Source organism: Paracoccus thiocyanatus, assembly GCF_900156255.1.
GTDB lineage: Bacteria > Pseudomonadota > Alphaproteobacteria > Rhodobacterales > Rhodobacteraceae > Paracoccus > Paracoccus thiocyanatus.
The window spans coordinates 73,943-84,521 of sequence record NZ_FTMK01000016.1 but is presented as its reverse complement, the minus strand read 5'-3'; the positions used below and the strand labels follow the sequence as shown (position 1 = coordinate 84,521).

Annotated in this window: 10 protein-coding genes and 1 pseudogene; 5 read left to right on the top strand and 6 right to left on the bottom strand. The window is 62.0% G+C overall.

Annotated features, from left to right (window positions below):
- The 3 genes and pseudogenes from F3H32_RS12435 to F3H32_RS12425 form a co-directional block, all read left to right on the top strand.
- A partial coding sequence (locus tag F3H32_RS12435; RefSeq protein WP_149766127.1) for a transposase occupies positions 1 to 266 on the top strand: 266 nt, incomplete at its 5' end.
- Positions 267 to 291: 25 nt separating this feature from the next.
- Positions 292 to 1,665: pseudogene (locus F3H32_RS12430) on the top strand (BCCT family transporter); the annotation flags it as partial.
- Complete coding sequence (locus F3H32_RS12425) at positions 1,655 to 2,128, top strand: hypothetical protein (protein WP_149766125.1); 474 nt, start codon at positions 1,655 to 1,657, stop codon at positions 2,126 to 2,128. The pseudogene F3H32_RS12430 and the gene F3H32_RS12425, both read left to right, overlap by 11 nt.
- Positions 2,129 to 2,378: 250 nt before the next feature.
- On the opposite strand, the gene arcC is transcribed toward F3H32_RS12425, so the two are convergent.
- Genes arcC through F3H32_RS12395 form a run of 6 tightly spaced genes read right to left on the bottom strand, consistent with a single transcriptional unit; the run spans position 2,379 to position 9,371 of the window.
- On the bottom strand, positions 2,379 to 3,305 hold the full coding sequence (gene arcC / locus F3H32_RS12420) for a carbamate kinase (protein ID WP_149766124.1): 927 nt from the start codon (positions 3,303 to 3,305) through the stop codon (positions 2,379 to 2,381).
- 2 nt (positions 3,306 to 3,307) lie between these two features.
- Complete coding sequence (argF, locus tag F3H32_RS12415) at positions 3,308 to 4,309, bottom strand: ornithine carbamoyltransferase (protein WP_149766123.1); 1,002 nt, start codon at positions 4,307 to 4,309, stop codon at positions 3,308 to 3,310.
- A gap of 11 nt (positions 4,310 to 4,320) precedes the next feature.
- Entirely contained in the window at positions 4,321 to 5,550 is a 1,230-nt protein-coding gene (locus F3H32_RS12410; RefSeq protein ID WP_149766122.1) for an arginine deiminase, read from the bottom strand.
- A 14-nt stretch (positions 5,551 to 5,564) separates the two neighbouring features.
- Entirely contained in the window at positions 5,565 to 7,013 is a 1,449-nt protein-coding gene (locus tag F3H32_RS12405) for a YfcC family protein (protein WP_149766121.1), read from the bottom strand.
- 28 nt (positions 7,014 to 7,041) lie between these two features.
- Positions 7,042 to 7,458, bottom strand: a complete 417-nt coding sequence (locus F3H32_RS12400) for a hypothetical protein (protein WP_149766120.1) — start codon at positions 7,456 to 7,458, stop codon at positions 7,042 to 7,044.
- Positions 7,459 to 7,496: 38 nt separating this feature from the next.
- Complete coding sequence (locus F3H32_RS12395; protein WP_223191439.1) at positions 7,497 to 9,371, bottom strand: PHA/PHB synthase family protein; 1,875 nt, start codon at positions 9,369 to 9,371, stop codon at positions 7,497 to 7,499.
- 173 nt (positions 9,372 to 9,544) lie between these two features.
- Between F3H32_RS12395 and F3H32_RS12390 the strand changes: the two genes are divergently transcribed.
- Together F3H32_RS12390 and F3H32_RS12385 are read left to right on the top strand one after the other, a co-directional pair.
- The gene (locus tag F3H32_RS12390; RefSeq protein WP_149766118.1) at positions 9,545 to 9,952 is read left to right on the top strand and encodes a hypothetical protein; all 408 of its coding nucleotides are present in this window, start codon (positions 9,545 to 9,547) and stop codon (positions 9,950 to 9,952) included.
- Positions 9,949 to 10,578 (top strand): TetR/AcrR family transcriptional regulator, encoded by a 630-nt coding sequence (locus tag F3H32_RS12385; RefSeq protein ID WP_009573804.1) that lies wholly within the window; start codon positions 9,949 to 9,951, stop codon positions 10,576 to 10,578. Before F3H32_RS12390 ends, F3H32_RS12385 begins: the two co-directional genes overlap by 4 nt.
- Position 10,579: the final 1 nt, after the last annotated feature.

The following is a 10,579-nucleotide window of genomic DNA, read 5'->3' as shown; positions in this document are numbered from 1 at the left end:
ATGCGATGCTGGCCGACAAGGCCTTCGACAGCAACTGGATCATCGCCGAGATGAACGCACGCGGCGCGCTGATCTGCATCTCGCAGCGTCCACAGCGCCGCGCGCCGTTGATCATCGATCCCGAACTCTACAAGCGCCGCCACCTCATCGAGAACTTCTTCTGCAAACTCAAGGAGTTCAAGCGTATCGCCATGCGGTCCGAAAAGACCGATACATCCTTTGAGGCCATGATCTACGCTGTGGCAGCCCTGATCAACTCACGATGAATCTCAACAGACCCTAGGGCGTTACAGAAACGTGCGCCTGGGTAAGGATAACGAGCGTCCCGAATTCGGGATGGTATCATGGATCGCGATGCTTTTCGCGGCCGGCACCGGTGTCGGACTGCTGTTCTGGAGCATCGCCGAACCCATCAGCCATTTCCAGGGCAATCCGTTCAGCGGCAACCCCGGAACAGCGGAAGCAGCGGTGGACGCCGCGCGGCTGACGTTGTTCCACTGGGGCCTGCACGGTTGGGCCATCTTCGCCTTGATGGGCGCAATGCTGGCTTATTTCAGCTATCGCGGAAACCTGCCGCTGACGACGCGGTCCGCTCTCTATCCGTTGATCGGCGAACGTATCTACGGCTGGCGCGGGGATCTGGTGGATACCTTCGCCGTCGTCAGTACGGTTTTCGGAATCGCCACGACGCTCGGGCTTGGAGCCGCGCAGATGAATGCCGGGCTCCACTGGTTGATCGGCATCGATATTTCTGTTGGCCGTCAGTTGACGATCATTTTGCTTGTAACGAGCTTGGCGATCTTTTCGGTGGTTTCCGGAGTGCGCCGCGGTGTGCGCTGGCTCAGTATCGGAAACATGTGGCTCGGTGTCGGCTTGCTTCTGTTCTTTCTGATCGTCGGACCGACGAGTTGGCTTCTGCGCTTCACAATTCAGAGCGCCGGTAGTTACGGGCAACACCTCATTGAGATGAGCTTCTGGACCAATGTGACCGGTACGTCCGGGTGGCAACAGTCCTGGACCGTGTTCTACTGGGGCTGGTGGCTTTCATGGACACCGTTCGTCGGAATGTTTGTCGCGCGGATCTCGCGCGGGCGCACCTTGCGAGAGTTCGTGTTCGCCGTGCTCTTGGTGCCGACCTTGTTCAGCCTGATCTGGATCGGCGGTCTTGGTGGCACAGCATTGCACAATGAACTCTACGGACTCGGAGGAATAGCCGACGCAGTCACCCGCGACGTCACCCTGGCGCTGTATGAAACCATCGATGTTATCGCGACCCCCGGTCTTTCGACCGTGGCGGCCATTATCGCGACAGTTCTGATTGCGACGTTCTTCGTCACATCGGCGGACTCGGGCATTCTCGTGATCACCACAATTCTTACGCTCGGAGAATCTGACCCGCCGGTCACACCTAGGATCGTCTGGGGCGTGGGTATCGGCGCTTTGACGGCCGTCTTGTTGGCAGGCGGCGGCGTGACCACGCTGCAGTCAGCCGTCGTGATGGCGGGGTTGCCATTTTCGCTCGTCGTTTTGGCCATGGCAATCGGATTCCTGAAAGCTTTGCGAAGCGAACCCCAAGCTCCACGTGATCCCGAGAAAACACGCCTGCCCACCGAGCCATGGACAGGCATCGATACGAAGCAGGAAGGAGAACCTAATGTCGGTTGAAGCATATTGCAGACTTCATGGGCATTTTGCCGACAGACTTTCTTCAAGGATGCCCCCTGGGGCCGAACCCAGAGTTGGACGGCGTCCAGCCAACAGGGGATGCCCGTTACCGCAATACCTGAAAACCGGCCTCCTGGCGGCCGCCATTCTGATCGCACTCTGCATGAGGAGCGATGCTCAGGAAGCGCTGTCAGCGGCAGGGATCGAAGATCAGATTATCGGTCACGCCTTCCAGGGGCGGAAGGGCATTCTGTCGGTTTCGTTGCAGTATGGCACCGATGGTACGGTCACGATGCGCTCGCCGCTTGGCACCGGAACGGGCCGGTGGATGATTTCTGGCGACCGGCTTTGCGTCAAACTGGAGACTGGACCGAGAAAAGCGGATGAGTGCCTGAAATTTGTAACCGAACCGGATGGAACATATCGCGCGTCCAATGGCATGCGGTTGATCCCGGTAGAATAATGTTCTTACCATTTGTTGGGTCATCAACCCAACCCATCGCGATGCCGCACCCGGACGTTCGGGCGGTCAAATCGGCACCCTGCCTTGGAATGGGCCCTGAACCTTTTCGTTGTTTTGCTAAGCGGATTAGCTTTCGTCAGACTGGGTATCAGGTCCACCCGGGCATACGAACAGCACGCGCTTCATTTCTCTAGTTAGAATCTCGGTACGCCACAGGAGATAGTTAGCCGAATCCACCAGTTTCTGGGATTTAACACACAACCTGTTCGCGCATTTGCATGATCATGGTGCCGGTTTGGCGATTCAGAATCGCTACAGCTTGGTCCAGCCGCCCGATCCCGGCCAGCCCGCCCCGGCTGGCGAAATCCGCCGCGGCCCTGACCTTGGGCCCCATCGACCCGGCGGGCAAGTCCAGCGCGCGGGCCTCGTCGGGGGTCAGCACCCCGATCGCCGCTTCGTCCCCGGTGCCGAAACCGCGATAGACCGCGTCGACATCCGTCAGCAGCAGCAGGGCGTCGGCCCCCAGCTCCCGCGCCAGAAGGGCGCTGGCCGCATCCTTGTCGATCACCGCCTCGATGCCCGTCAGACTGCCATCGGGCCGGCGCAACACGGGAATGCCGCCGCCGCCGGTGCAGATCACGATCACCCCCTGGTCCAGCAAAAGCCGCAGCACGCGGATATCGGGGATTTCCTGCGGCGCGGGCGAGGGCACGACGCGCCGCCACTTGTCGCCATCCTGCGCGATGGTCCAGCCGGCGGCCCGCGCGCGGGCCTCGGCCTCGTCGCGGTCATAGACCGGGCCGATGAACTTCGTCGGCTTGCGAAAGGCCGGGTCGCGCCCGTCCACGATGACCTGCGTCAGCAGCGTGGCGACCGGGTGCGCGTGATCCAGCGCGTTCTCCAGCTCCTGCTCGATCATGTAGCCGATCATGCCGCCGGTCTCGGCCCCCAGCACGTCCAGCGGATAGGCCTCGTCGGGCTTGTAGGCCGCGCCCTGAAGCGCCAGCAGCCCCACCTGCGGGCCGTTGCCGTGGGTCACGACCAGCCGGTGCCCGGCCCGGACGATGCGGGCCAGCGCATCGGCCGCATGGCGGACATTGGCGCGCTGGTTTTCGGCGGTCAGCGGATCGCCCCGTTTCAGCAGCGCATTTCCGCCAAGTGCTGCCACGACCAGCATCCTCAGCCCCCCAGCGTGGCGACAAGCACCGCCTTGATCGTGTGCATCCGGTTCTCGGCCTGGTCGAAGACGATCGAGGCGGGGCTTTCGAACACCTCTTCGGTCACTTCCATCGCGTCGAGGCCGAACTGTTCCCGTATCTCCCGGCCGACGGCGGTATCGGCATTGTGGAAGGCAGGCAGGCAATGCATGAACTTCGTGCGCGGGTTGCCGGTCTTTGCCATGACCTGCGCGGTGACCTGGTAGGGTTTGAGAAGCTCGATGCGTTCGGCCCATTTCTCCTTGCCCTCGCCCATCGACACCCAGACATCGGTATAGATGAAATCGACCCCCTCCACGGCCTCGTCCACGTCCTGCGTCAGGGTGATCCGCGCGCCGGTTTCCGCCGCGATCTCCTGCGCCTCGTCGCGGATGTCCGCGCCGGGCCACAGGCTTTCCGGCGCGCAAAGCCGCACGTCCATGCCCATCTTGGCGCCGCCGATAGCCAGGCTGTCGCCCATGTTGTTGCCCGCATCCCCCATGAAGCAATAGGCAATCTCGCGCAGGGGTTTTTCGGAATGTTCCTGCATGGTCAGGAAATCGGCAAGGATCTGGGTCGGGTGGAATTCGTCCGTCAGCCCGTTATACACCGGCACGCCCGACCATTCGGCCAGGGTCTGCACCACCTCCTGCCCGAAGCCGCGATACTCGATCGCGTCATAGACGCGGCCCAGCACGCGGGCGGTATCCTTGACGGTCTCCTTGTGGCCCATGTGGTTGCCCGAGGGACCCAGGTAGGTAACGGTCGCGCCCTGATCGTGGGCCGCCACCTCGAATCCCACGCGGGTGCGGGTGCTGTCCTTTTCGAAGATCAGCGCGATTTCCCTGCCCCTGAGCATCGGCACCTCGGTGCCGGCATACTTGGCGGCCTTCAGGTCGGCCGAAAGCTTCAGCAGGAAGGCGATTTCCTGCGGCGTGAAATCGCGCAGGGTCAGGAAATGACGGTTTTTCAGGTTGTAAGCCATGCGGTGCCTCCTCAGACCGGGTCGCGGATCGTGGGGCAGGACATGCAGCGGCTGCCGCCGCGCCCGCGCCCCAGTTCGGCGCCGGGCAGTTCGATCACCTCGATGCCCTCGGCGCGCAGGGCGGCGTTGGTGTCGTCGTTGCGGTCATAGCCCATGACCAGCCCGGGGCGCAGCGCCAGCACGTTGTTACCGTCGTTCCACTGTTCGCGCGATTGTTCGAACGGATCGCTGCCGCCGGTGGCCACGACCTTCAGCCGTTTGAACCCCATCGCCTCGGCCACGACATCGAACATCGGGCGGGGATCGTGGCGCATGTCGAGCGGCCTGTCCCCTTCGCCCGGGTGCAGGTCATAGCAACTCATCTCGTCGGCGACCTCCTTGAAGCTGGTGACGATATCGCCGCCGCAGAAGGTAAAGACCGTATCGAGATGCATGGCCGACCGCGCCTTGGGCATCTGGCAGGCGATGACCCGCTCGGCCCGGCCCTGGTCGAACAGCGCCTGCGCCAGCAGCCCCACCGCCTGCGGCGAGGTCCGCTCGCCCATGCCGATCAGCACCAGCCCGTCGCCGACCGGCATCTGGTCGCCGCCTTCCAGCGTGGCAAGCCCGTGATCGGCCAGCGGATCGCCCCAGATCACCTCGGCCCTGCCCGCGAAAATCGGGTGGAACCGGTAGATCGCCGCGGTCAGCAGGGTTTCCGGGCGCCGCGCCTGCCAATACATCGGGTTCAGCGTGACGCCTCCATATATCCAGGCCGAGTTGTCGCGGGTGAACAGGAAATTCGGCAGCGGCGGCAGGATGAAGCCGTGATAGCCCAGGTAGCTGCCGAACATGCCTGTCGCCTCGAACGGCAGATCGCCCACCGTCAGCCCGCCGATCAGGTAGTCCGACAGCGCCGCCCCCGGCAGGGTGTCCATCCAGTCCCGCAACTCCCGCTGCATCCCGACGCCGACATGGCTGGCCGATATGCGGTTATCCAGCACCCATTTGCGGGCCTCGGGGTTGTCCAGCACCTCGGCCAGCATCGCGCCGGTTTCCAGCACCTCGACACCCTCGCCGCGCATCGCTTCGGCAAAGGCGTCGTGATCCTTCTGGGCCTGCTTGACCCAGAACACGTCGTCGAACAGCAGTTCCTCGCAATTGTCCGGGGTCAGGCGCCGATGCGCCAGCCCGGGACGGCAGATGATCACCTGCCGCAGCGTGCCGCTTTCGGAATGAACCCCGAGTTGGTGGCCGGTCATGTTGGACCTCCCTTTCAGAACAGCGCGCCGACGCTCAGCGCGGCCGAGATGAACACCAGCAGGATCAGCATCAGCGGCCAGATGAAGACGATCCAGCGGTCATAGGACACCCGCCCGATGGCAAGCCCGCCGATGACCACCGCGAAGGTCGGGTTGATCAGGTTCACCAGCCCGTTCGCCGACTGATAGGCCGTGACCACCAGGTCGCGGCCGACGCCGGCGAAATCGGCAAGCGGCGCCAGGATCGGCATCGACAGCACCGCAAGGCCGGACGAGGAGGGGACGAAAAAGCTCATGCCGATCTCGATCCAGAACATCAGGTTGATGAAGGCAAAGTCGCCAAGCCCGGCAAGCGACTGTTCGGCGCCGTGCAGGATCGTGTCGGCGATCAGCCCCTGCTCCATGATCACGACGATGCCGCGCGCAAGCCCCACGACCAGCGCGACGCCCAGAAGGTCGCGCGCGCCGTCCACGAAATTGCCGGTCAGCTGCTTTTCGCCCTGCCGCGCCACCACCCCGATGACGATGGCCGCGCCAAAGAACAGCGCGCCCATCCGCGCCATCCACCAGCCCTGGCTGGACACGCCCCAGATCATCACCGCGAAGGTGACGGCAAAGATCACCAGGACGATCTTCTGCGTGCCGCTCAGCGCGGCCTCGGTCTTGTCGCCGGCCTCGTCCTTCAGAAAGAACTTCCTATGCGCCTCGGCCTGCTTGGCCACGACCGAGCGCGCGGGATCGGCCTTGACCCGGTGCGCATAGCGCATGACATAGGCCGCGCAGATCGCCAGCCCGCCCAGCAGGATCACCAGCCGCAGGATCATGCCCTCGGTAAAGGGGATGCTCGCCGCGTTCGAGGCGATGACCGTGGCGAAGGGGTTGATCGTCGAGCCGAGCACGCCGATCCCCGCCCCGACCAGGATGATCGCGACCCCCGTCACCGCGTCGTAGCCCGCGGCGATCATGACCGGGATCAGGATCGCGTAGAAGGCCAGCGTTTCCTCGGCCATGCCATAGGTCGTGCCGCCCAGCGCGAAAAGGCACATCATGATCGGGATCATCCAGATCTCGTGCCCCTTCATCGCGGACATCGCCGTTCTGATCCCGGTGTCGATCGCGCCGGTGGCGTTCACCACGCCCAGGAACCCGCCCAGGAACAGGATGAAAAGCGCCACGTCGATGGCGTTCGCCGCATAGCTGTCGGGATCGTAGAACCCCGCAATCGGCGCCAGCATCACCGCGACGAAGCCCTGCGGGTTCGGATCGACCTGCTGATAGGTGCCGGCGACGGCCACTTCGCGGCCGACCTCCTCGTTCATCACCCGGTCGTACCGGCCGGCCGGGATGATCCAGGTCAGCACCGCGACCAGCACGATCAGAAGGAACAGGATCGTGTAGGCCGATGGAAACCGAGATTGAAGCTCCGGGGCGCCACTCTGACCATTTGCGTTGTCTTGCGACATGCTGCCCTCCCTAGCTTGTTAAACTAATTCAGTGACGTTCTTCTAGCTGTTCTGGAGCGAGCCCGTCCGGGTCGCGGATCGCGAGGCCGACAATGACGCCCCAGACGACGGTTCGCAGGCTCATGGCCCATACCGTCCGCATCTCATAGGCGCCGCCGAGCAGAACGTGGACACCGAAGGCGATCATCACCAGGATCGTGGCGATGAGGATGGCGATCGATAACTTGACCGCCCAGTTTGTCTGCAACATGAGCCCGATACCTGCTGCGACATAGGCGAAGCCGGCCAGGAAGTTGAACCATAGAACGAAGAGGACCGCATCGCCGACCGCCGCACGTGCCTCCGAGCCACCGAAAAGTGCGCGCCCGCCCGATAAAACCGTCAGCAAGCCGAAAAGCGTGACGACAACCGCCGCAATCAGGATATCCCATCGTCTGCTTTGCATATTTCTCACTCCAGTTCTTCCCGGCGTCCGCTGATGCGTTATTTCTGAAACACAAATGTTCCCGGCGCGTCGTCGAGCGGCGGATGATCCTTGCGGCCCATCCGGGGCGGGCCAGTCATGTCGCCCGAGCGGGCAGTCAGCCATTCTGACCAGGTCGGCCACCATGATCCCTCCCGCTCAGGCGTCTCGCTCAGCCACGTGTCGGGATCCATGTGCAAGTCCTCGGCCTTGCGGTGCCGCACCCGGAAGGTCCGGCGCGGGTGGCCCGGCTCCGAGACGATGCCGGCATTGTGCCCGCCGCTGGTCAGCGCGAAACTCACGTCGGTGTCACTGAGCATGTCGATCTTGAAGGCCGACCGCCAGGGTGCCACATGATCCTTTATCGTGCCCACGGCAAAGATCGGCACCCGGATATCCGAAACATGTACCGGACGGCCATCGACCTTGAGTCGACCCTCGGCAAGGTCGTTGTTGAGATAGAGCCTGCGCAGATATTCCGAATGCATTCGATACGGCATGCGTGTCGCGTCGGCGTTCCAGGCCATAAGATCATTCATCTGGGCACGTTCGCCCATCAGGTATTCGCGCACAATCCGCGACCAGATCAGATCGTTCGAGCGCAGCATCTGGAAGGCGCCGGCCATTTGCGTGGTGTCAAGATAGCCCTGCTTCCACATCACGCTGTCGAGAAACGCGAGCTGGCTTTCGTTGATGAACAGCGCCAATTCGCCCGGTTCGGTGAAATCGATCTGACTGGCCAGCAACGACAGCGAGGCCAGCCGCGCGTCGTCATCGCGCGCCATCGCGGCGGAGGCGATCGACAGGAGCGTACCGCCGAGGCAATAACCGACGGCATGAACCTTCTGATCCGGGACGATCGCGCTGACCGCATCCAGCGCTTCCATTACACCCAGCCGACGATAATCGTCCAGAGTCATGTCACGGTCGCCCGCATCGGGGTTCTTCCACGAAATCATGAAGACGGTGTGGCCTAGCTCGACCAGATAGCGCACCAACGAGTTTTGCGGCGAGAGGTCGAGGATATAGTATTTCATGATCCAGGCCGGGACGATCAGGATCGGCTCAGGTCGTACCTTGTCCGTGAGTGGGGCGTACTGGATGAGTTCGATCAACTGATTGCGGTAAACGATGCTGCCTTTCGTTACCGCCACGTCCCGGCCTGGCTGGAAGGAGTCGGCGCCATCGGGGGCCTCTCCTGCCATGAGGTCCTGCAGGTCCTCCATGTAGTTCTGGAACCCCCGGATCAGGTTCAGACCGCCGGTCTGTTGCGTCTTTTTCAGAACCTCGGGGTTGGTTCCGGGAAAGTTGGATGGAGAGAGAACATCAAGCATCTGGCGCGTCAGGAATTGCAATTCGCGCTCGTGCTGAACAGTCACACCGGGTACATCAGTGACCAGGTTGTGCCACCATTGCTGCTGCAGCAGAAAACCTTGCTGAATCAGATTGAAGGGGGGCATTTTCCAAGCATCGCCGCGAAACCGGTTGTCTTGCGGCAGTGGATCAATGCAGGGCGCCACCGCGTTGGTCGAACCTGTGCATGCCATTGCATAGCGCGTGTACCGACCGAACTTTTCTCCAGCCTTTTCTGCGATTTCCAACTGTTTTCCCGGAGCAGCGACCATATGCGTCGCCCAATCGAACCAGGCATTCATGAGGGCAGCGGGCGACAACCCATGCGTGAAGCGCGAAAGCCAAACCTGTGCCGCATGGTCGAACGCTTCGTGACGGGTATCATGTGTATCCGGACGATCATCGGTGTCAGACGTCATCGCCGCATCCCGTTCCGGCTCGGCCTTAGCGTCTGACATGTCGCGTGTAGAGCGGTCAGGCACCGCTCGTGCTGTCCCCTGCTTTCCTTGCGCATCGCGCAGTTTTACCACCTGGTCCGACATTTGCCGCTCCATCGATATTGCCTGATGTCCGGCCGGCGATCTCGAGACCATGATCAATGGCACCGGCACCGCTGGACAATCTCGAATCAAGATAGTAATTGATTACTATATTTATTCAAGCCATGATGCACGGCAAGGCAGGTAAGTGCCGCGACTGACCGAGGAGGAGACCCATGCTGACGGGCAAAACGAATGTCGTGACGGGCTTCGCGTTCCTGGCACTTTTCATGCTGTACGGGTTCGTGCTGATCTTCTTGCGCGATTTCGCGCCGGGCAAGGAGCAGTGGATCGCTGACTATGCGGTGGGTACGCATTTCGAATCGCGGCTTGCGCATGTTCACGGCAACCTGTTCGCGCTCATCAATATTGCGGTCGGTCTCGCCCTGTCGCGCGCCCCGGACACCCGGACCGGGCGCTGGATATCCGCGTTGGCACTGCTCGGGCTGCTGATGCCTCTGGGCATTCTGGCAGAGGTGCTTTTTGGTGTTCCGCCGGTCCTCGTTGTGGCTGGCGGCATTTCAATGGTCGCCGCGATGATATGGACGGCTGCATATGTATGGCAAACGGAGACGTTTCATTGACCAAGACGAAACCAAAAAAGATCCCGGCGGAAGAGCGCCGCAACATTACGGTCGAAGCGGTCATCGACCTGGCCGGCTCTTCCAACCCGGACAGCATTACGACCGCGGCCATTGCCAAGCACATGAAGCTGACACAGGGCGCGATCTTTCGCCACTTTCCGAACAAGGATGCGATTTGGAAAGCGGTCATGAACTGGGTGGCCAAGAACCTGATGGCCCGGATCGATCGCGCGGCCAAAGACATCACTTCGCCTACGGGAAAGATGGAGGCGATGTTTCTCGCCCACATCGCATTTGTTGCCGATCATCCAGGCGCACCACGCATGCTGTTCGGAGAGCTTCAGGGCGCTCGGCAGACGCCGGCCAAGCGTCTCGCGCAGAGCATGATGAAACAATACGCGGCACGCCTGCGCGACATGATTACGAGTGGCAAGGAATGCGGCGAATTGCGCGACAATCTTGATGCCGAGGCGGCGGCCACTCTGTTCATTGGCACCATTCAGGGCCTCGTGATGCAATCCCTGATCGCCGGCGACGTGGATAAAATGCGCGCCGATGCGCCACGTGTTTTTGGAATCTATCTACACGGGATTTCTAGGGCGGGCGATGCCGAGGAGCAGGAGTGAC

Bases quoted from the DNA above. Each gene is read 5' to 3' on its own strand.
- F3H32_RS12410 (WP_149766122.1), bottom strand. From the start codon at position 5,550: ATGACCGGCCACCAACTCGGGGTTCATTCCGAAAGCGGCACGCTGCGG.
- F3H32_RS12405 (WP_149766121.1), bottom strand. From the start codon at position 7,013: ATGTCGCAAGACAACGCAAATGGTCAGAGTGGCGCCCCGGAGCTTCAA.
- F3H32_RS12400 (WP_149766120.1), bottom strand. From the start codon at position 7,458: ATGCAAAGCAGACGATGGGATATCCTGATTGCGGCGGTTGTCGTCACG.
- F3H32_RS12395 (WP_223191439.1), bottom strand. From the start codon at position 9,371: ATGTCGGACCAGGTGGTAAAACTGCGCGATGCGCAAGGAAAGCAGGGG.
- F3H32_RS12390 (WP_149766118.1), top strand. From the start codon at position 9,545: ATGCTGACGGGCAAAACGAATGTCGTGACGGGCTTCGCGTTCCTGGCA.
- F3H32_RS12425 (WP_149766125.1), top strand. From the start codon at position 1,655: ATGTCGGTTGAAGCATATTGCAGACTTCATGGGCATTTTGCCGACAGA.
- argF (WP_149766123.1), bottom strand. From the start codon at position 4,309: ATGGCTTACAACCTGAAAAACCGTCATTTCCTGACCCTGCGCGATTTC.
- arcC (WP_149766124.1), bottom strand. From the start codon at position 3,305: ATGCTGGTCGTGGCAGCACTTGGCGGAAATGCGCTGCTGAAACGGGGC.